Raw genomic sequence first — 19,816 nt, forward strand, 5'->3', positions numbered from 1 at the left:
ATTTGCGCATTAATTTGGTGCGCACATTTCAAATTCGCACGATCATGGTGCCACGCCACACCATACCCTGATAGCAAGCCCTTAATTCATCAGGTTTTTTCACCAAAATTGAGCTGGCACAGCACCTGCTTGGTGCCTCGCTTCATTTTCGGAGCCCAAAATGGAGCAAATCAGTAACACCAGCAACGTTGTCTTCGTGCTGCTAGGCGCCATCATGGTGCTTGCCATGCACGCCGGCTTCGCCTTCCTGGAAGTCGGTACGGTACGCAAGAAGAACCAGGTCAATGCCCTGGTCAAGATCCTCACCGACTTCGGCGTGTCGGCCATCGCCTACTTCTTCATCGGCTATACCGTGGCCTACGGCGTCAACTTCTTCTCCAGCGCCGAAGTGCTGGCCCAGAAGAGCGGCTACGAGATGGTCAAGTTCTTCTTCCTGCTGACCTTCGCCGCCGCCATCCCGGCCATCATCTCCGGCGGCATTGCCGAGCGCGCCAAGTTCCATCCCCAGAGCGTGGCCACTTTCCTGCTGGTCGGCTTCGTCTATCCCTTCTTCGAGGGCATCGCGTGGAATGACAACTTCGGCATTCAGCCCTGGCTGGAAGCGGCTTTCGGGGCCAAGTTCCATGACTTCGCCGGCTCGGTGGTGGTGCACGCGGTCGGCGGCTGGATTGCGCTGCCCGCCGTGCTGCTGCTCGGCGCCCGCCGCGGCCGCTACACCAAGGACGGCAACGTGGCCGCCCACCCGCCTTCCAACATCCCCTTCCTGGCCCTTGGCGCGTGGATCCTCACCGTCGGCTGGTTCGGCTTCAACGTGATGTCCGCCCAGACCCTCGACAAGGTCAGCGGCCTGGTGGCCCTCAACTCCCTGATGGCGATGGTCGGCGGCACGCTGGCAGCAATGGTCCTCGGCAAGAACGACCCGGGCTTCATCCACAACGGCCCGCTGGCCGGCCTGGTGGCCGTGTGTGCCGGCTCCGACCTGATGCATCCGATCGGGGCGCTGGTCACCGGCCTGATCGCTGGCGTGCTGTTCGTTCAGCTGTTCACCATCACCCAGAACCGCTGGAAGATCGACGACGTGCTCGGCGTGTGGCCGCTGCACGGCCTGTGCGGCGCCTGGGGCGGCATCGCGGCGGGCATCTTCGGGGCCAAGGCGCTGGGCGGCATCGGCGGCATCAGCATCGTGTCGCAGCTGATCGGCACCGCCGGCGGCATCGTCGTCGCCGCAGCGGGCGGCACCATCGTCTATGGCGCGCTGAAGTCCATCGTCGGCATCCGCCTGGATGCAGAAGAAGAATTCGACGGCGCCGACCTGACTATCCACAAGATCACCGCCACGCCGGACCGGGAAACGCACTGGTAAACGGTAGTACAAATGTCACGAAAAGCCGGCCCTGCCGGCTTTTCTTTTTCATGGTCGCCGGCCGCCTTGCCTCTCCCCATCCCAGCACCGTAACCTCTGCCTGCTATCGACACCCTTGCCGGAAGCCCGGCCCAGGCGCATGCAGACACGTTCCCGCATCGACCGGCCCCTGCGGGCCGCCCGGCGCATCGCGCTGAGCCATTACGCGGCCAGCGGTCTGGTGGCGGCGCTCGGCATGCTGCTGATCTCGGGCAGCATGCACTTCTACTTCGGCGCCTTCGCCGCGGCAGCCGCGTCGGTGGGCGTGGCCATCGTGATTCCGCCGGACCAGCCTGCGCCCCAGCGCGGCAAGTTCTGGCAACTGCTGCCAGCGGCGCTGATCGGCCTGCCGCTATTCCTCGCCGTCCAAGCCCTGCACAACTCGCCGGTGCTGCTGGGCCTGCTGCTGGTACCGGCCAGCTTCATCGCCTTCCTCGCGGGCGCGTGGGGCAAGCGTGGGCTGCCGATCTCCATCTCGATCATGTTCGCCGTGGTCCTGTCGATGGCCGTGCCGGTGCACGAGGGCACCGGCAGCATCGCGACGACCGGCCTGTACTGCGCCATCGGCTGCGGGGGCTACCTGGTGTTCGCCAGCCTGGCCAACTCGGCCCTCAATGCCCGCTATCGGATCCAGATGCTGGCCGACGTGCTGTTTGCGCTGGCCGGACTGATGCGCTGCCAGGCACGGCAGTTCAGCGCCCTGACCCAAGCGTCCGATGCCGCCCCGCTGATCGGCGAGCTGCTGCGGCGCCAGGCCGCGCTGGCCGACCAACTGCAGGCGGCCCGCAACATCCTGCTCGAATCCCCACGCACTCCACGCCGCCAGCGTCTGGCCGGCATGCTGCTGCAGGTGCTTGAGATGCGCGACCACCTGCTGGCCAGCGAGCTGGACGTGGACACGCTACGCACGCACCCCGGCCACCCGCCGCTGCTCAACGCCCTCGGCGAGATCCTCTGCGCTCTGGCCGACGAACTGGACGGCCTCGCCGACGCCCTGCTCATCGGTCGCCCGCCCGAGCCCTTCGCCAGCCACCGGCCCCAACTCGCCCGCCTGGAACTGCCCAATGAAGAAAGCCAGGTCGACGGCAGCGCCCCGTCGACGGCAATGCTGGCTCGCGGCCTCAGCAACCGCCTCGGCCATATCAACGACGAAACCTTGCGCCTGATCTCCCTCGCCCGCGGCGAGGAACTGCCCGACCTGAGCCTGGTACGCACAGCCTGGCAAGCCTTCGTCAGCCCCACGACCTGGTCCTGGCACCCCCTCGCCGAGCTGTGGCACTGGAACGCACCGCCGCTGCGCCACGCGATCCGCGCCGCCCTTGCCATCGGCAGCGCCTACGCCCTGTCCCTCGCCGTGCCCTGGGGCACCCACGACTACTGGATCCTGCTGACGATCGTCGTTGTGCTGCGCGGCAGCCTGGCCCAGACCGTCGAACGCCGGAACCATCGCGTACTGGGCACGCTGCTCGGCTGCGTGCTGACCGGCGCATTGCTGGCAGCCCATCCACCGGTGCTCCTCTTGCTGCTGGTCGTCATGCTGGCCCAGGGCGTCGCCCATGCCTTCGCGGTCCGGCGCTACGTCGTCGCCGCAGTGGCCGCGACGGTCATGGGCCTGGTGCAGAGCCACATGCTGAACGCCGGCAGCGCCACCTTCGAAGTCATCGAGCGCATCGCCGACACGCTGGCTGGCGTCGCCATCGCCTGGGCCTTCGCCTACGTGCTACCCAGCTGGGAACGTGGCCGCATCCCGGCCCTCGTGACCCGCAGCCTCGCCGCCCAGGCCCACCACGCCCGCATCGCGCTGGGCCTGGGGCAGTTGCAGGCGGTGGACAACGAACCCGAACTGGCCTGGCGGCTGGCCCGCCGCGAAGCCTACGACAGCCTGTCGGCGCTGGTGCAAGCCACCCAGCAATCCCTCGCCGAGCCCCGCGCGGTACGGCCGCCGCTGGAAGCCCTGGGGCGCCTGCTGGCCCACAACTACCAGCTGCTCGCCCAGCTCACCGCGGTAAAGACGATGCTGATGTCACGCCGCGGCCGCCTCGACGCGGCACGCATCCAGCTTCCGCTGCAACAGGCCACCGTAGCCATCGACCGGGCCCTGACTGCACCCGAGGCAACATTGGCGCCAGCACCCTGCGCTGCAATGGAGAACCTCGCCCTGCCCGACCCTTTCGAGCAGGACCTGAGTCCTTGGTTGCTGCGCCGCCTCGGCCTGGCCAGCGAGCTCGCGGCGCAGGTCAGGGAGGATGCGGAGCAGGTATTGCACCCGACGCCGGCCGAACCCGGCGGCGGCATGCAGGAAAGCCCTGGGCAGACGGTTACGGGCAAGTAAATTCGCCTCCATGGGCGTTCAGCCAACGCCTTCCTGCTCGTTACGCGCCCCCTTTCCAGACCCCGAGCACGCAAAAAAATCCCGCCGAAGCGCAATGCTCGGCGGGATGCGAAAGACCGGCGGGTAGTTTGGGAGGGAGAGGTGCCCGCCGGGTGGGAAAAGTCAGTACAAGTTCAGTGCCGCAGGTCACTCTCCAGCCGCCCACGATGGGAAAAAAGAAAGCCGAGGCAGACGAACAACAGCACGCCCTCGATCCACAAGGCCGCCTGCACGCCCCACCAGGCAGCAAGCAGGCCGGCGGCCAGCCCGCCAATGGCGTCGAAGCCGAAGCGCGTCGCCATGAAGAAGGACACCACGCGGCCGCGCATGGTCTCCGGCGTGCTCGACTGCAGCAGCATGTTGATGCCGGCATTGCAGACGGTGATGCCGAAGCCCAGCAACACCAGCCCGGCAAAGGCCAGTGCCGGAAGGTGGCTGGCGCCGATCCCGACCAGCGCCACCGCGCTGATCGCCACCGCGGCGACCACGCCCTGGCTCAGCCGCGCCAACGAACGCACGCGGGTCAGCATGACGGTCCCCAGGAAGGCGCCACCGCCCGCCCCGCCCCACAGCCACCCGAGGGTCTTGGCATCGCCGAGGAACACGTCCTTGGCCAGGATCGGCAGCAGCGTCGCATAGCTCGATGCGGTCAGGTTCACCCCGATCACCACGCCGATCAGCACCCGCACATACCAGGTGTCCCACACATAGCACGCGCCCTCCTTGAAGACCCGCCCGACCGGACCGCGCACCGGCTCCGGCATCCGTCCATCGGCGCGTAGCACCGCAAAGATCAGCGCCATGAAGGACAGCGCGTTGAGGCCGAAACACACCGCCTCCGAACTCAACCCCAGTAGCAGCCCGGCTATCGGCGGCCCGAAGAAACGGCCGCCATTGACCAGCATCGAGTTGAGCGCCAGCGCATTGGGCAGATCCTCGCGGCTTTCCACGAAAGCATTGATCAGCGAATGGCGCAGCGGCGCATCAAAGCTGCCCAGCACGCCGAGCAGCAGGGACATCGCAACGATCAGCGTCGGCCCGATCCAGCCCAGCGCGGTCAGCACCGCCAGCGTCAGCGCCTGGGTGGCTAGCAGGGACTGCACGATGATCAGGCAGCGCCGCTTGTCCTGCTTGTCGATCCACGCGCCGGCCAGCGGCCCGATCAGCAGCTGCGGGGCCAGTGACGCAAAGGTGGTCACGCCGAGCAGCGCCGCCGATCCGGTCAGCCGGTACACCAGCCACACCAGCGCCACCTGCTGGATCCACGAGCCCAGCAGCGACACCGCCTGGCCAAAGAAGTACAGCCGGAAATTGGCCGACCGCAACGCACGTATCGACTCGGGAACCCTTCTCTCACTCACCCCTGCACACTCCGCAAACCGTCTGGCCCTCAGCTCCTCCTCGCCTGGGCCGACATGCGGACCGGCGCATTGGAAGCCCCGAAGCCGGCATAGCCGTCACGGCGCTGGACGATTTCGAAGAAAAAGCGGTCCACGAACATCTGGGTGTAGAAGTGGAAGAATTCCCCCTCCTCGTTGCGGTCGTAGAGAACCCCGAGGCGGCGCATGCGTTCGAGCTGCGCGTCGTCCAGCTCGAAACGGGCCGGCAGGTCTTCATAATAATTGTCGGGCACGTCAAGCAGGGCGATGCCGTGCTTCCTCAGGTACTCGGCGGTCGCAAAGATGTCATCGCTGGCCAGCGCGATGTGGTGCACGCCCCCGCCCTGCAGCGCCTCCATGCTGCGCCCGGTCACGGTGGCGCGGCTGTGGGACACGTTCAGCGCGATGCGCAGGGATTGGCTCGCATCGACCATCGCACAGCTGCGCACCAGCCCGTTGGGGTCAGCCAGCTCCATGCTTTCCTGCGGATGCAGGCCCAGCACCACGCGGTTGAACAACACGCCGGTATCGAACTGCTCGAAAGGGAAGCCCTCGGCCAGGTGATCCACCTTGTAGATGCCGGCCTTGCTGCGCCCCTGCCTGGCCGGATCGATGGCGAAATCGGTCTCCAGGAAGCCCTTGTCCTCCAGCGCCTGGGACACGAAGTAGATGATGCTGTCGTCCACCGCGCGCAGCGCCGGAATCAGCGCCTCGTTGGGGCCCACGCGACCGGCGTGGCTGGGCACGTGGAAGGCCACCCCGCGGTTCACTGCCCGCTGGCCGTCGTCGGTGGCCAGGCCCAGCGCGCAGATCGACGGCCCGCGGCGCTGGAAGTAGTCGCTGGCGAAGGAGCCCGGCTCGTTGTTGAGCACCAGGCGCACATCGCCCTGCTGGTAGAGCTCGACGTTCTTGGTGCGGTGGGTGCCGGAATGGTCGAAGCCCAGCCCCTGCAACGCCTTGCCGAGAGCCTTGCCGGACGCGTCGTCCACCGCGAACTCGATGAAGGACAGGCCGCGCAGCTTGGGCGGCGCCGGCGGGTTGAACAGCTCGATGCGCTCGGTCAGCGCGCGGGCGGCCGGATCACCGACGGCCTGGGCTTCCAGGCGGGCGCGGATCTGCTCCTCGAGGTAAAGCAGCGACGAAAACGCGTCGAGGGTCGTGCGACGGTTCGGCGCAGCACGGAACACATCGTTGAAGATCTCCAGCGACAGCGGCCCCGGATAGCCGGCTTTGAGCACATGCTCCATGAAGCCGACCAGGTCGAAGGTGCCCTGGCCCGGGAAACAGCGGTAATGGCGGCTCCACTGCAGCACGTCCATCACCATGCGCGGCGCGTCGGCCAGTTGCAGGAAGAACAGCTTGTCGGCCGGGATCTGCTCGATGCCGGCCGGATCGTCGCCACGCGACAGGGTATGGAAACTGTCCAGACAGATCCCCAGATGCGGGTGGTCGGCCTTCTTGACGATGTCCCAGGAATGGCCGTAGCGATTGACGTGATGGCCCCAGGCCAGTGCCTCGTAGGCGATGCGCAGTCCGCGCTCAGCGGCCTTCTCGGCCATCGCGTGGAGTTGCGAGGCCATCAGCTCGTCGTCGCAGATGGTGTTGGCCTGCACGTTGGAGCACACCAGCAGCATCGGCGCACCCAGCTCGACCATCAGGTCGAACTTGCGCTGGGCGCGGTCCAGGTTGCGCTTGAAGCGGGCGTCGTCCACGCCGTCCATGTCGCGGAAGGGCTGGTACAGGTCGATGCCCAGGCCCAGGTCGGCGCAGCGCTGGCGGATCTCGCGCGGCGACATGCGGCTGTAGATGAGGTCGTTCTCGAAGATCTCCACCGCGTCGAAACGCGCGCGGGCAATGGACTCCAGCTTCTCTTCGAGGGTTCCACTGATGCAGACAGTGGCAATGGCTCGGCGCATCAAGGGTCTCCGCCTGTTGTGCTTGTTTATGGACAGAATCTTAGGCAGGCCGCTTCGGGCGGGCCATTGCCCCAGGGGGCTTACGGCGCGACAATCGCGCACCCAACACCAACAATCGCGCGCTTTGCACCTGCCCCTTCAAACGGTCGGAGCCCGACAACGGAGACACGGAAATGGCCGAAGAAGAACTGGAACTCGACCGACGAGACTGGATTGCCGGCCTCGAAAAGGGCCTGCGGATCATCGAGGCGTTCAACGACGCCCACCCGCGTCTGACCCCGTCGACGGCCGCGCGACGCACCGGCATCACCCGCACCGCGGCACGACGCTACCTGCTGACGCTGCAGCATCTGGGCTACGTGGACAGCGACGGCACCCATTTCTGGCTGACGCCGCGCATCCTGCGCCTGGGCTGGTCCTATTTCGATTCCGCCAAGGTACCTCGGGCCGTACAGCCTTTCCTGCAGCGGATCAGCATCGAACTGGGCGGCTCGGCCTTCTTCGCGGTGCTCGACGAAGATGAAGTGGTCTTCGTCGCCCGCAACGGCGTGGGCCGCGTGCAGAGCTTGGGGTTCGTGCTGGGCGCTCGGATCGCCGCCAACCTGGCTTCGGCCGGCATCGTGCTATTGGCCTGCAAGCCGCCCGAAGAAGTGGAGCGCTGGCTGACGGGGCGCAAATTCATACCCTACACGCCGCACAGCTATACCAGCGTGGAAGACGTTCGCGCCGTCATCGACAAGGCGCGGACCAACGGCTACAGCATCCTGGAACAGCAACTGGAGCAGGACCGCCGCGGCATCGCGGTACCGGTGCGGACCCGTGCCGGCGTGGTCGTCGGCTCGATCAGCGTCAGCCTGCCGATCGGCAACGAGACCTCCCAGCAGGCGCTGACTCGCGCCCTGCCGGTATTGCGCGAAGCCGAACACGCCCTGCTGTCCCTGCTGTAAGCCCCCTCAGCGGATCGCCGACACCGCCGCGCGCAGGGCCAGCAGATAGCTGTCCACGCCGAAACCACAGATCTGCCCCTTCACGATGTCGGCAAACACCGACACGTGGCGGAAGGGTTCGCGGGCATGGATGTTGGACATGTGCAGCTCGACGATCGGACAGGTCAGGATCGCCAGCGCGTCGCGGATGCCGTAGCTGTAGTGGGTCCAGGCGCCGGCGTTGATCAGCACCGCGTCCACGCCGTCGGTGAAGGCCTGGTGAATGCGCAGGCACATGTCGCCTTCCTGGTTGGTCTGGTAGCTGTCCACCTCGACACCCAGTTCGCGGCCCAGCGCCTGCAGCTGGCCGTCGATCTCCTCCAGCGTGATGGTGCCGTACTGCACCGGGTCGCGCTTGCCGAACATGTTGTGGTTGATACCGTGCAGCATCAGGATCTTCTTCATTGTGCTCATCCTCCTCAGTACTTGATCTGCGCCACGGCGCGCAGCTCGTCCGGCGTGGCGGTACCGAAGCCGAAGAACTCCAGGTAGGCCGGGATCATCTCGAACAGCATGTCGGTGCCGACCTGGAACGGGCAGCCCCTGGCCTGGGCGGCGGCAAGCAGCGGCGTGATCGCCTGCTTCATCACCACTTCGCCGACGAAGGTGGTCGGCGCCACGCGGTCCATGTCGAAGGGCAGCGGATCGTCTTCCTTCATGCCCAGCGGCGTGGCGTTGACGATCAGGTCGAAGCCAGCCGGATCGTTCGAACCGGTGCTGACCTCGAGTTCAGGGTAGTGGGCGACGAGGCGCTCGGCGAGGCTCTTCGACGACGCTTCGAAGTTGTCGAACAAGGCCATCTCGGCGACGCCAGCGGCCGCCAGCGACGCGGCGATCGCGCAGCCCACACCGCCGTTGCCGGAGACCAGCACGCGCTTGCCCTTCAGCTCGAAGCCCTTGCGCAGCACGCCGCGCACGAAGCCGGCACCGTCGAACTGGTCGCCGAGCAGCGTGCCGTCGGGACGCAGCAGGATCGCGTTGCAGGCGCCGGCGATACGCGCGGTGGGGGTCACCTCATCCACCAGCGACATGGTGGTGACCTTGTGCGGCATGGTCACCAGCGCACCGCGCAGGTTGGTCATCTTGCGCAGGGACTGGATCGCCGCCGGGTAATCCTCAGGTTTGACGCCCATCGGCATCACCACCGCGTCGATACCCTTCGACTCGAACCATGGGTTGTAGATCATCGGAGCCTTGAAGGCTTCGGTCGGGTAGCCAAGGTGAGCGATGACGGTCGTTTTGCCACTGATCATGGGTGTCTCCTTTTTATCCGGGGGAAGGCGGCGACGTCCGTTGGCCCTCTCTGGGCGGAAAGCTGGCGGTACGTCGCGGCGTTGCGGCCAGGCCCGGGACATCCCGGGCGACGCAACATGGAGCGCAGCTTAGCGACGCGGACACACCGGCAGAATCCGCCAGATGCCGGTCTCGGGCGATTAACGCACAGAGCTGCGCGACAATCGCCCAGCTTGGATGCGGCGTCGCAGCCCCCCCTCAGCGCAGGGGAACCGTCAGTTCCCGAATCACGGCCGTGGTGTCCGGACGAACACCACGCCACCAGACGAAGGCCTCGGCCGCCTGTTCGACGAGCATCCCGACGCCGTCGGCCAACCGCCCCACGCCGGCCTGCGCTGCCAGCCTGAGAAAGGGCGTGAGGCCTTTGCCATACGCCAGCTCGTAGGCCAGCCCGGCCGGCGCGAACACCGTCGGCGGCACGGGCGGCAGCTCGCCACGCAGGCTCGCCGACGTCGCATTGACGACCAGATCGAAGACCTCGCCCGCAAGCTCGTCGTAGCCCACGGCCCGCAACGGCCCCTGCCCTGCCAGGCTGGCGACGAGAGCGATCGCTTTGTCACGACAGCGGTTGGCGATCACCAGCTCCCGTGGCCCGGCCGCCAGGAAAGGCAGCAAGGCCCCACGCACCGCGCCACCGGCGCCAAGCAGTAGCACCCGCTTGCCGGCCAGCTGAAGGCCCAGGTTGCGCTGGATGTCGTTCACCAGGCCGACGCCATCGAAGTTCTCGGCGAGAATCCGCCCGTCCTCGAACTTGAGGGCATTCACCGCGCCGGCCAGCCGGGCCCGCTCGCTCGGCACGTCCGCCAGCGCGAAGGCCTGCAGCTTGAAGGGGGCCGTCACGTTCATGCCGCGCCCGCCCGCCGCGCGGAAGGCCAGCACGTCGTCGGCGAAGGCGTCGAGGCGGCCCTCGATGGCGCAGTACTCAAGCACCTGCCCGGTGGCCTGCGCAAAGCTGCGGTGGATCAGCGGCGACTTGGTATGGCCGATGGGATTGCCGATGACGGCATAGCGGTCGATCATCACGCGGCCTCCCCAGCATCCAGCCCCATCACCGCCTCTTCGGCGCACAGCACGCCATCCCGGAACAAGGCATTGATCTCATCCTCTGCATAGCCCAGCCCGGCGGCGATCTGGCGGTTATGCTGGCCTAGCAGCGGCGCCGGCACGCTCTGGGTGGTATCGCAGCCGGAGAAGCGGTACGGCAGGCCGGGCAGCTGCACCTTGCCGAGCACCGGGTGGTCCTGTTCCACCAGCATCCTGCGGGCGAGCACCTGTGGGTCGGCCAGCACCTCGTCGATGCGCTGCACCTTGGCGCAGGGCACGTCGATGGCATCCAGCTGGGCGAGGCAGCCGGCCACGTTTCGGGCTGCCACCCAGGCCCGCACCACCGGCAGGATCTCCAGGCGGTGTTCGTTGCGGCCGGCAGCGCTGTGGAAGCGCGGATCAGCGGCCAGGCCAACCGGCCCGCCCTGCCCTTCGATCAGCCCGGCCAGGCGCTTCCAGGCCTCATCCACCTGGGCGGCGATGACCAGGTTGCCGTCGCGGGCGGCGAAGACCCCGTACAGCGTCGAGTTGGGCAGATCGTGGCCGCTCTGCTCCGGCACCTCCTGGCCGCCGGACAGGGTATAGGCCTGCACCGCGTATTCGTGCATCGACACCAGGCAGTCGTACAGGGCCAGATCGATGTGCTGGCCGCGGCCGGACTTCACCCGCCCGAGCAGCGCCGCGCATACGGCGGCGACGCCGGTGGTGCCGGTGTACATGTCGCCCAGCGCGATGCGCAGCAGCGGCGGCGCCTCGCCGGGCGTACCGACCATCTGCATGATGCCGCTCTTGGCCTCGGCGATGAGGCCGAAGCCAGCCCGGTGGGAGTCCGGCCCAGTGTGGCCATACGCGGACACCGAGCAGTACACCAGCCCCGGATTGCGCGCCGACAGTTCAGCGTAGCCCAGCCCCAGCTTGTCCAGCGCGCCCGGCCGGTAGTTCTCGACGAACACGTCGGCACCATCCACCAGCTTGTGAAGCAGCTCCAGGCCACGCGGGTCCTTCAGGTTGATGCACAAGCCCTGCTTGCCCATGTTCTGCTGCAGGAAGTAGCCACTCTGGCCGCCGACGAAATAGGCGTGCTGGCGCCCGGCGTCGCCGCCACCGGGACGCTCGACCTTGATCACCTCCGCACCCAGCGCGGCCAGACTGCGGGACAAGTGCGGACCAGCCAGGAAGTGGCTGTAGTCGATGACGCGGATCCCTTCGAGGGGAAGATTCTGGCTCATCACCGAACCTCCTCCTGCGCTGACTCCCAGCCCGGACGGCGCGGGATCATCAAGCGATGCTCGCCCTTCTGGACGACCTCGCCGCGCTGGTTGATCAGCTCGGACGGCAGGATCACGATGCCCCAGCCGGGTTTGCTGTTCGACAGGCGCGCCGCGCCGACGCGGAACTCCACATGCACGCTGTCGCCAAGCTTGATCGGCGCGACGAAGCCCCACTCCCAGCCGAGGGACATGCCCGGCACGAAGCGGTAGTCGGAGATCGTCTTCAGGCCGTCGGCGATGGACAGGCCGAACAGCCCGTGGGCCACGCGGGTGCCGAAGGGCGTAGTGCGGGCATAATCCTCGTCGGTATGCACCGGCGTGTGGTCACCGGTCAGGTCGGCGTAGGCCATCACGCGGGCCTCGGTGACTTCGTAGCTGGGGCTGATGCACGCGTCGCCAACACAGGCGTCGTCCCAGTAAAGCTCCTGGATTTCGTTGCTCATGAGGGTCTCCTCGGGGCGACTCGTCGGCGTCCCCGGGTTTGTCGGTATGGAACGGGAAAAGACGGCGGCGGATCAGGCGCGGGGCTGGACTGCCAGCGCCTGGCCGACGCTGCCCGGCGCGGCCTGGATCAGCTCGACGGCCAGGCCGTCGGGCAGGCGCAGCCAGTTGCGCCCCTGGGGCATCTCGCTGACGCCGAAGGCACGGGCCGCCGCCAGCGCCGCCTCCAGGTCGTCGCACATCACGCCGATGTGGCCGAGGCGGCCTTCGGGGCCGTCAAAGTCCGGGCGCGCCATGAACTGCATGCCACCGAGCGTCCAGTACTGGGCCGGCGCCTCGACGGGGCCCTGGACCTCGCGCAGGCCCATGCCGAGCACGTCGTGGAAGAAGCGGATGTGCCAGTGGATGTCGCGCACCCACACCGCCACGTGCTCCACGTAGGCCAGCGTCGCCCCGGCCGCCTTACGCAGCGCCGGCGGCTTGCCGGCGAGCGCCCGTTCGATGCCCTTGATGCAGCCCACCAGCGCCGCATTCACCGGTGTCGGCACGCCGTGGCGCTGGCCCCAGCGCAGCACCGAACCGTTGATGAAGTCGATCTCGGTCGGCGAGCCGGCCTCCAGGCTTTGCAGCATCGACGCCTTGAAGCTCGCCGGCAGGCCTTCGGCGGCCTTGTCCCAGGCCTGTTCCGGCGTGGTGAAACCGAGTTCGACGCCGGCCGCGCGGGCCACCGCGATGGCTTCGGCGACGGCGGCCAGCGCCGTGGCCTTCACCTCCGGCACCGCGTAAAGCTCGCCGTAGGGCAGCCGGCTGATGCCCGACAGGGCACCGGTGGCGACGTTGACCAGCAGCTTGTCCCACAGGGTGCCGACGATGTGGGTGCTCACCGTGGTAGCCAGGCCGGCGCGTTCGAACTCGGCAGCGATGGCCTGCACCCGCTCGCTCGGCGTACCGTCCAGCTCGCCGATGTAGGTGTGCTTGCCGGCCGTGCCGGCGATGATGCGCGCCGCGCCGAGCATCACGCCGCCGACGTAGGTCTTGCCGGCCAGCACCCGCTCCCGGCCGACCACCTCGGCGAGGATGTCTTCATGGCCAAGCCCGTTCTGCAGGGACAGCACCACCGTCTGCGGGCCGATCAGCGCCGTGGCTCCGGTGATCGCGGCACGGGTGTCGAAGGATTTGACGAGGACCACCACCAGGTCCACCGGTCCGACGTCGGCGGCACAGGTGGCCGCCTTCACCGCCACCTGGCGCTCACCGTCGGCGCCCACCACGGTCAGGCCGCTGGCGTTCATCACGTCCACGTCGGCCTGGGAACGCTTGATGAGCCACACGTCGGACCCTGCTTCGGTCAGGGCGGCCCCGATGGTGCAACCCAGTGCCCCGGCGCCCAGAATGCAGATCTTCACGCTTCCTCCTTGTTTGTTGAGCTGTGCTGGACGGCACGATAGGCCGCACCCCAGCTAGCGACAATGCAATGGAGGAAATGTGTATATTGCGAAATGCAATGAGTGAAACGCCCGCCGACCTGCCCGATCCGAAGCTGCTGCAGCTCTTCGACGTGCTGTACTCCACCCGCAGCGTGACCCGCTCGGCCGACCAGCTCGGCCTGGCGCAGCCCACCGTGAGCATCTGGCTGCGCCATCTGCGGGAGCGCTTCCGAGATCCACTGTTCGTCCGCACCCCATCGGGCATGCAGCCGACGCCTGCGGCCGACGCGCTGATCGGCCCGGCGCGGGCGGTACTCGACTCCCTGCGCCGCCTGTCGAACTGGGAAGCCGAGTTCGTACCGGCCAGCGCCGAACGCCATTTCCGCATCTGCATGACCGACGCGAGCCACATCACGCTGCTGCCGCAGGTGCTCGCCCACGTGCGCGCGGTGGCACCCCAGGTGCGCCTGGCGGCAACCCGCATCGACGGCAATACGGCACAGGCGCTGGAATCCGGCGAGGCTGATCTGGCCGTGGGCTACGCCCCGTGGCTGGAGTCCGGGATCTATCAGCAGACGCTGTTTCCCCAGGACTGGGTGTGCCTGGCGAACCGCAGCCACCCGCATCTGGAAGGCACGCTGTCGCTGGCCCAATACGTGGCCGAAGGCCATGTGGCGATCGTTGCCGGCACCGGCTACCAGTTGCTGGAAGGCGCCCTCGAACGCCATGCCGTGCGCCGGCGCATCATCCTGGAGCTGCCGGGCTTCCTCGGCCTGGGGGCGATCATCTCCACCACCGACCTGCTGGTCACGCTGCCGCGCCAGATCGGCGAAACCCTGGCCGGGCTGAGCGGCCTGGCGTTATACGCCTGCCCGATCCCGGTGCCGTCCTTCGAGGTGAAGCAGCACTGGCACGCCCGCTATCACCACGATGCCGGCAACCGCTGGCTGCGCGGTCTGATGGCCGAACTATTCATGGGCAACAAGCGCCACAGCTAGCCCATTCCGGCAGGCATTGCCGGCTTTTTCCGTCTCGAATCGGCGTTTTGGCACCCATTTTTAGGTGCGCCGCAGCAATTTGCGGCCTGTTTCATTCCACCTCGAAGCTGCGCGTCAATCGCGCAAGCGCAATCAACAATCGCGCAAAGCGTGCGTTGAGCCGGGTTTTTCGCGGGAACCTCCTCTGTAAGCTCGGCGCCGTGCTGACCCAATGAGGTCTGCAACGCCACACAAGCCCGCTCCCTCGAGCTGGCACAACAAAGACAGAGGAGACATCCATGATCCGACCAAAGACCCTGCCCGCCCTGCTGGTGCTCGCCAGCATCACCACCTTCGCCGGCCCCCGCGTCGCGCTCGCCGGTGAGCTCGAAGACCTCAAGGCCCAGCTGCAGGCCCTGCAGTCCCGCATCGAGAAGATGGAGGACAACCAGAAGCAGGCCGCCACCGTGAAGGCGGTCGTCCCGGCCAGCGTGCCGGCGGGCAGCCCGGCCGCCTCCAACGTGACCGTCGGCACCGCGCAAAGCCCGCTGAGCCTCGCCGTGGGCGGCGGTGTCGTCACGCTGTACGGCAACCTCGACGAATACCTCAACTACATGAAGAGCAGTTCGGGCGGCCGCATCTTCTCCGCCCAGGACGGCGCCGCCCTGCGCAGCCGCATCGGCTTCAAGGGCGAGCGGGCGATCAACGCCGACTACGTCGCCAAGTTCCAGCTCGAACAAGGCTTCAACCTCACCAACGGCAGTGCCGCCGACACCGCCAACGCCAGCAGCACCGGCCTGACCACCACCGGCCGCCTGTTCGACCGCCAGGCCTGGGCCGGCGTGCAGACGCCCTACGGCGACTTCCGCCTCGGCCGCCAGAACACCGCGATCTTCGGCCGCGGCGACTACTTCGACCTCACCTCCCGCACCCTGGGTTCGATGGTCAATAACTTCGGTGTGCCGTCCCGCTACGATGGCGACCTGTCGTGGATCTCGCCGCGCTGGAACGGCCTGCTGGCCGAGGCCCACTACGCCTTCGCCGGTGCCAACCCGGTGGCCGGCACCGCCACCTCCAGCAGCACCGTCAGCCCCAGCAATATGGCGGTCTACCAGTTCGCCCTCGACTACCTCTACGGGCCGTTCCGCATCGGCTACGCCGGCATCGAGGGCCGCCCCGACTACAAGGGCACGGAGAAGAAGAACGCCGAGTACCACAGCTTCTACGCCAACTACGACTATGGCCGCGGCAAGCTCTACGCCGCCTTCGTGCGCTCCAACAACGGCGGCGCCAACGCCAACGGCAGCGGCGCGCTGAGCAACGTCGGCGGCAACATCGTCGGCAACAACCCGACCGGCAGCACCAGCGGTTCCCTCAACGCGGGCCTGCCCGGCACCGGCCTGGACATCTTCTACGAGATCTACCAGCTCTCCGCCGACTACCGCGTCACGCCCCAGTGGCGCGTCGGTGGCCTGTGGGGCACCATCAAGGACACCACCGGCCAATCCAAGGGCGCCAAGGGCTGGGCCCTCGCCAGCTACTACGATCTCAACAGCAACGTGATGCTCTACGCCCTGCTCGACTCCGTCGACAACCAGCAGAACGGCAACTGGGGCCCGGCAGGCTCGGCCGGCCTGACCAAGACCTTCTCCGGCACCGACCGCACAGGACAGCGCATCGACGGCATCCAGACCGGCTTCGTCTTCAAGTTCTGAGCCTCATCCCAGCCTGCCCCGACTCGGGGTGGGCTGCTTCTTGCAGGCGTCCCGCACCCGGCATGAGAGCCGGGCGGTGCTTCCAGCCGAATTCATCCTGAAGCTGCAGCATCTCCGGCATTGGCCGGCGATAGCTCACCAGGAGCGCGGGACCTGCATATCGATTTCGTTCTCCTCGTATTGATCGGGCACCCTCGCGGTGCCCGCGTTTTTTGACGGGAGAAGACCGGATGCGGGCGTGAAGATGGATTTAACGTGGGGGCGAACTCATTCGCCCCCGCGGACAAAAGCAGCCCGTCTCAGCAGCCGTTCTGCTGGGCGTGATGGACAAGTTCGAACTGTGTGCCGCCGACCAGTGTACGGGTCAACGCGCCCAGTTCCCGGTTGCCCAGCAAGGATGCATCGACAAAATGGATGCCCCGCGACTCCAGTTCCGCCACCGCCTTCTCCACATCGGGCACGCCGAGGCCAATGCGATTGAAGCCTTCCTGCCAGTGGGCGTCCTCGGCGCCGGCAGGCGGCTCGATGAACTGCAGGAAGAAGCAGCCGCAAGCGCTGCGCATGATCGTGCCGCGCGGCAGCACGCCGAAGCGCATGCCTTCGGGCAGCGGCGTGAAACCCAGTACCCGCTCGTAGAAATTGCACCAGCGCGCCGTGTCGCCGGCCAGGATGTACTGCACGATGCCGAAGAAGTGCATGCCGGCCAGCGCCGGCACGTCGAAGCGGGCCTCGGGCAGGGGCAGGAAATCCACCTCGTAGAAGGACACGCCGGCACGCCGGTCGAGCAGGAACAGCACCGCGCCGCCCGGCCCATGCACGCCGGGAATGTTGAGCTCCATCGGCCCGGCCTGGCTGCTCACCGGCTGGGCACCGCAAGCCAGCGCGTGGCGGTAGGCCACGCCGGCATCCGGCACGCGGATCGCCAGCGCCTTCAGCACCACCTCGGCCTCCGCGTCGGCCTCGCCTTCCAGCGCCCGCTCGTCGGCATTGACGATCACATTCACGTCACCCTGCCGGTACAGCAACACATTGCGCGAACGATGCTTTGCCACCGGCTGAAAACCCATGGCCAGCAGCGCCGCGCCGAACTCCTTCGGCCGGCTGGTGGCGTACTCGACGAACTCGATACCTTCGATTTCCGGTTCGCCGCCCAGTGCTTCAAATCCCATGCTCGTTCCTCTCTGCCGGGCCCATGCCCAAGGACTAAACTGACTTCAATTCTGACACGAAAGCCGGCCCCGTCTGCGCGCGGGCTCGCCTTTCTCCAAGCACGAAAGGCGTCCGCGGCCCCTTCCGGGAACCGCGGACGCCCGCGTGCCTTCCTGCAAGCCGCCGCCCCTCGCCGGAGCGGCGGCCATCCATCACTCCACATTCTCGAACAGCATCAGGCCGGCGGCCGTGTTGGAGATGGGAATGTGGTAGTTCGAATGCAGCTTCTTCACCTGATCCACGCTGCCCAGCGCGGCGCGTGCGGCAATCCACATCAGCAGCTCGATACCCTGGGTGCCGGTGAAGTCCACCAGGTCTTCCACCGAATACTGAGTCGCCCAGGCCGGGTCGGTGACCAGGCTGTCCATGAACTTCAGGTCGAAGTCCTTGTTGATAAAACCGGCCCGCTCGCCGTCCAGCTGGTGGGACAGGCCGCCGGTGCCGATGATCACCACCCGGGCGTCATCGTCCCAGCCGCGCACCGCCTCGCCGATGGCCTGGCCGAGCTTGAAGCAGCGTTTGGCGCTCGGCAGCGGGTGCTGCACGGTGTTGATGCACACTGGCACGGTACGCACCGGCCAGGCTTCACCGGCGTTCGGCCACAGCAGCTTCATTGGCAGCGTGAAGGCGTGGTCCACCAGCATTTCCTGGCAGGTGGTGATGTCGAATTCCTTGTCCACCAGCGACTCGATGAGGTGCCAGGACAGGTCCAGGCTGCCCGGGAAGGCCGGCAGCGTCGGGATGCCCCAGCCTTCGTCGGCGTTGCTGTAGCTCTCGGCTGCCCCCACCGAGAAGGTCGGCATCTTGTCGAGGAAGAAATTGAGGCCGTGGTCGTTGTAGATCACCACCGCCACATCGGGCTTCACTTCTTCGAGCCACTTCTGCACCGGCGGGAAACCGTCGAAGAAGGGCTTCCAGTACGCGTCTTCCTGCAGGCCACCGGCGATGGCGCGGCCGATCGCCGGAACGTGGGAGGTCACAATGCCGCCAACAATCTTTGCCATGTCTTATTTCCCCGCTTCCAGCAGTTTCGCCTTGAAGGCTTCCTTGGTCATTCCGGTCTGTTGCGCGCCGATGTCCTGCATGTCCAGCCCGAAGATGCCGGCGAACTTGGCCAGGTAGTAGGCGTTGCCGCCGGCCGCGATGAGGTCCAGCACATTGCGCTTGGCGATGGCCGCCGACTGCTCGGCGTTCAGGCCATACTTGCGGCAATAGGCGTCCTCGTCCTGCACGAACTCGGCGCGGTTGGCCGCCGAGTTGAAGGAGAAGCACATCTTGTTGAGGGCATAACCCTTGCGGGCGGCCTCGCCGTCGAAAATCGGGGTGCCGGGAATCACCCGGCGCTGCTTCACATCAGCCATGCGTGTCTCCGTTGTAGGAATGTGATGACGTGACGGAGTTTGACCCTACGAGCACAATGGATAAATGCAAAGACGCCGAATCGTCCCATGAGTAATTTCGATCATTTGAGCCTCGATGGTCGCCTGCTACAGCTGCTGGTGACGGTCATCGACGAGGGCTCCATCACCCGCGCTGCCGAGCGCCTCGGCGTCACCCAGTCGGCGGTCAGCCACCTCCTCGACAAGCTACGCGGCATCGTCGGCGACCCGCTGTTCGTCAAGTCCGGGCGCGGCATCGTCGCCACCGCGCGGGCCGAGGAACTGGCCGTACACGCCCGCGTACTGCTCGACGAGCTGCGCCGCTTCGCCACCGCCGCCGAGTTCGACCCGGCCCAGCTCGCCACCACCTTTACCATCGCCGCCAACGACTTCCAGCGCGATCTGCTGCTGCCGCTGCTGCTCGACCGCCTGCACGCAGCGGCGCCGGGCGTCACGCTGCGGGTGATCCCGTCCGACGTACCGACGCCAGAGATGCTGCGCGACGCACACTGCCAGCTGGCCATCTCGCCACGCCCGCCGGAGGCTGGCGACATCCTGCAGAAGCGCCTCTTTGAAGATAGCTACCGGGTCTTCTACGATGCCGCCTGCCGCGAAGCTCCGAGCAGCCTCGACGACTACCTGGCCGCCGAACACGTCACCGTGCTGTATGAGCCGCAGCGCTGCCTGGACATCGACAATCTGCTCGCCGCCCAGGGCATCCAGCGCCGCTTCGTCGCCAGCGTGCCGGGCTTCGCCGGCATCCCATCCTTCCTGCGCGGCAGCCGGCGCCTCGCCACGCTGCCGGGCCTGCTCGGCGGCGGCCTGCTGCACGGGCTGGCCAGCGTCGCCCCGCCGCTACCCTGCCCACCGATGCCGATGTACATGATCTGGCACCTGCGCCACCGCCACGACCCGGCCCACAGCTGGCTGCGCAACCAGCTGGAAGCCGTCGTGCCCCTCGTGCTGGGCCACAGCGCCGGCGCTCCGGAGCACGCCTGAAAACGGC

17 protein-coding genes are annotated in these 19,816 nt (G+C 67.1%); 6 read left to right on the forward strand and 11 right to left on the reverse strand.

Annotated features, from left to right (window positions below; translation table 11 throughout):
* The first annotated feature begins 160 nt into the window (after window positions 1–160).
* Both AC1PPK_RS22475 and AC1PPK_RS22480 read left to right on the forward strand, forming a co-directional pair.
* Window positions 161–1,363 carry an ammonium transporter gene (locus AC1PPK_RS22475; RefSeq protein WP_481115220.1) on the forward strand — a complete coding sequence of 401 codons (1,203 nt, stop codon included), beginning with the start codon at window positions 161–163 and terminating at the stop codon, window positions 1,361–1,363.
* Window positions 1,364–1,502: 139 nt separating this feature from the next.
* Window positions 1,503–3,734: an FUSC family protein gene (locus tag AC1PPK_RS22480; RefSeq protein WP_481115221.1), complete on the forward strand. Its 2,232-nt coding sequence runs from the start codon at window positions 1,503–1,505 to the stop codon at window positions 3,732–3,734.
* A 173-nt stretch (window positions 3,735–3,907) separates the two neighbouring features.
* Here AC1PPK_RS22480 and AC1PPK_RS22485 read toward each other — a convergent pair whose 3' ends face one another.
* Both AC1PPK_RS22485 and AC1PPK_RS22490 read right to left on the reverse strand, forming a co-directional pair.
* Complete coding sequence (locus AC1PPK_RS22485; protein WP_481115222.1) at window positions 3,908–5,134, reverse strand: MFS transporter; 1,227 nt, start codon at window positions 5,132–5,134, stop codon at window positions 3,908–3,910.
* 29 nt (window positions 5,135–5,163) lie between these two features.
* Complete coding sequence (locus AC1PPK_RS22490) at window positions 5,164–7,068, reverse strand: bifunctional sugar phosphate isomerase/epimerase/4-hydroxyphenylpyruvate dioxygenase family protein (protein WP_481115223.1); 1,905 nt, start codon at window positions 7,066–7,068, stop codon at window positions 5,164–5,166.
* Window positions 7,069–7,241: 173 nt separating this feature from the next.
* On the opposite strand from AC1PPK_RS22490, the gene AC1PPK_RS22495 reads away from it, so the two are divergent.
* Window positions 7,242–8,015, forward strand: coding sequence for an IclR family transcriptional regulator domain-containing protein (locus tag AC1PPK_RS22495; protein WP_481115224.1), 774 nt, complete (start codon window positions 7,242–7,244; stop codon window positions 8,013–8,015).
* A gap of 6 nt (window positions 8,016–8,021) precedes the next feature.
* On the opposite strand, the gene aroQ is transcribed toward AC1PPK_RS22495, so the two are convergent.
* From aroQ to AC1PPK_RS22525, 6 genes are all read right to left on the reverse strand, one after another.
* Window positions 8,022–8,459, reverse strand: a complete 438-nt coding sequence (gene aroQ / locus AC1PPK_RS22500) for a type II 3-dehydroquinate dehydratase (protein ID WP_481115225.1) — start codon at window positions 8,457–8,459, stop codon at window positions 8,022–8,024.
* 14 nt (window positions 8,460–8,473) lie between these two features.
* The gene (locus AC1PPK_RS22505; RefSeq protein ID WP_481115226.1) at window positions 8,474–9,307 is read right to left on the reverse strand and encodes a shikimate dehydrogenase family protein; all 834 of its coding nucleotides are present in this window, start codon (window positions 9,305–9,307) and stop codon (window positions 8,474–8,476) included.
* Window positions 9,308–9,545: 238 nt separating this feature from the next.
* Window positions 9,546–10,364, reverse strand: a complete 819-nt coding sequence (aroE, locus tag AC1PPK_RS22510) for a shikimate dehydrogenase (protein ID WP_481118256.1) — start codon at window positions 10,362–10,364, stop codon at window positions 9,546–9,548.
* A 2-nt stretch (window positions 10,365–10,366) separates the two neighbouring features.
* Complete coding sequence (locus tag AC1PPK_RS22515) at window positions 10,367–11,620, reverse strand: CaiB/BaiF CoA transferase family protein (RefSeq protein WP_481115227.1); 1,254 nt, start codon at window positions 11,618–11,620, stop codon at window positions 10,367–10,369.
* Window positions 11,620–12,105: a MaoC family dehydratase gene (locus AC1PPK_RS22520; protein ID WP_481115228.1), complete on the reverse strand. Its 486-nt coding sequence runs from the start codon at window positions 12,103–12,105 to the stop codon at window positions 11,620–11,622. Before AC1PPK_RS22520 ends, AC1PPK_RS22515 begins: the two co-directional genes overlap by 1 nt.
* Window positions 12,106–12,177: 72 nt before the next feature.
* Entirely contained in the window at window positions 12,178–13,509 is a 1,332-nt protein-coding gene (locus tag AC1PPK_RS22525; protein WP_481115229.1) for a 2-dehydropantoate 2-reductase, read from the reverse strand.
* A 98-nt stretch (window positions 13,510–13,607) separates the two neighbouring features.
* Between AC1PPK_RS22525 and AC1PPK_RS22530 the strand changes: the two genes are divergently transcribed.
* Window positions 13,608–14,528, forward strand: a complete 921-nt coding sequence (locus AC1PPK_RS22530) for a LysR family transcriptional regulator (protein WP_481115230.1) — start codon at window positions 13,608–13,610, stop codon at window positions 14,526–14,528.
* A 278-nt stretch (window positions 14,529–14,806) separates the two neighbouring features.
* Complete coding sequence (locus AC1PPK_RS22535) at window positions 14,807–16,222, forward strand: porin (protein WP_481115231.1); 1,416 nt, start codon at window positions 14,807–14,809, stop codon at window positions 16,220–16,222.
* Window positions 16,223–16,521: 299 nt separating this feature from the next.
* Here AC1PPK_RS22535 and AC1PPK_RS22540 read toward each other — a convergent pair whose 3' ends face one another.
* The 3 genes from AC1PPK_RS22540 to AC1PPK_RS22550 form a co-directional block, all read right to left on the reverse strand.
* Complete coding sequence (locus AC1PPK_RS22540; RefSeq protein WP_481115232.1) at window positions 16,522–17,391, reverse strand: VOC family protein; 870 nt, start codon at window positions 17,389–17,391, stop codon at window positions 16,522–16,524.
* Between the two features lie 192 nt (window positions 17,392–17,583).
* The gene (locus tag AC1PPK_RS22545) at window positions 17,584–18,435 is read right to left on the reverse strand and encodes a class III extradiol dioxygenase family protein (RefSeq protein WP_481115233.1); all 852 of its coding nucleotides are present in this window, start codon (window positions 18,433–18,435) and stop codon (window positions 17,584–17,586) included.
* Between the two features lie 3 nt (window positions 18,436–18,438).
* Window positions 18,439–18,792, reverse strand: coding sequence for a protocatechuate 4,5-dioxygenase subunit alpha (locus AC1PPK_RS22550; protein ID WP_481115234.1), 354 nt, complete (start codon window positions 18,790–18,792; stop codon window positions 18,439–18,441).
* Window positions 18,793–18,879: 87 nt separating this feature from the next.
* Between AC1PPK_RS22550 and AC1PPK_RS22555 the strand changes: the two genes are divergently transcribed.
* Window positions 18,880–19,809: a LysR family transcriptional regulator gene (locus tag AC1PPK_RS22555; protein WP_481115235.1), complete on the forward strand. Its 930-nt coding sequence runs from the start codon at window positions 18,880–18,882 to the stop codon at window positions 19,807–19,809.
* Window positions 19,810–19,816 lie beyond the last annotated feature (7 nt).

The organism is Zoogloea sp. JDB1 (genome assembly GCF_056724025.1).

Bases quoted from the DNA above. Each gene is read 5' to 3' on its own strand.
- AC1PPK_RS22475 (WP_481115220.1), top strand. From the start codon at position 161: ATGGAGCAAATCAGTAACACCAGCAACGTTGTCTTCGTGCTGCTAGGC.
- AC1PPK_RS22480 (WP_481115221.1), top strand. From the start codon at position 1,503: ATGCAGACACGTTCCCGCATCGACCGGCCCCTGCGGGCCGCCCGGCGC.
- AC1PPK_RS22490 (WP_481115223.1), bottom strand. From the start codon at position 7,068: ATGCGCCGAGCCATTGCCACTGTCTGCATCAGTGGAACCCTCGAAGAG.
- AC1PPK_RS22495 (WP_481115224.1), top strand. From the start codon at position 7,242: ATGGCCGAAGAAGAACTGGAACTCGACCGACGAGACTGGATTGCCGGC.
- aroQ (WP_481115225.1), bottom strand. From the start codon at position 8,459: ATGAAGAAGATCCTGATGCTGCACGGTATCAACCACAACATGTTCGGC.
- AC1PPK_RS22505 (WP_481115226.1), bottom strand. From the start codon at position 9,307: ATGATCAGTGGCAAAACGACCGTCATCGCTCACCTTGGCTACCCGACC.
- AC1PPK_RS22515 (WP_481115227.1), bottom strand. From the start codon at position 11,620: ATGAGCCAGAATCTTCCCCTCGAAGGGATCCGCGTCATCGACTACAGC.
- AC1PPK_RS22520 (WP_481115228.1), bottom strand. From the start codon at position 12,105: ATGAGCAACGAAATCCAGGAGCTTTACTGGGACGACGCCTGTGTTGGC.
- AC1PPK_RS22530 (WP_481115230.1), top strand. From the start codon at position 13,608: ATGAGTGAAACGCCCGCCGACCTGCCCGATCCGAAGCTGCTGCAGCTC.
- AC1PPK_RS22535 (WP_481115231.1), top strand. From the start codon at position 14,807: ATGATCCGACCAAAGACCCTGCCCGCCCTGCTGGTGCTCGCCAGCATC.
- AC1PPK_RS22540 (WP_481115232.1), bottom strand. From the start codon at position 17,391: ATGGGATTTGAAGCACTGGGCGGCGAACCGGAAATCGAAGGTATCGAG.
- AC1PPK_RS22545 (WP_481115233.1), bottom strand. From the start codon at position 18,435: ATGGCAAAGATTGTTGGCGGCATTGTGACCTCCCACGTTCCGGCGATC.
- AC1PPK_RS22550 (WP_481115234.1), bottom strand. From the start codon at position 18,792: ATGGCTGATGTGAAGCAGCGCCGGGTGATTCCCGGCACCCCGATTTTC.
- AC1PPK_RS22555 (WP_481115235.1), top strand. From the start codon at position 18,880: ATGAGTAATTTCGATCATTTGAGCCTCGATGGTCGCCTGCTACAGCTG.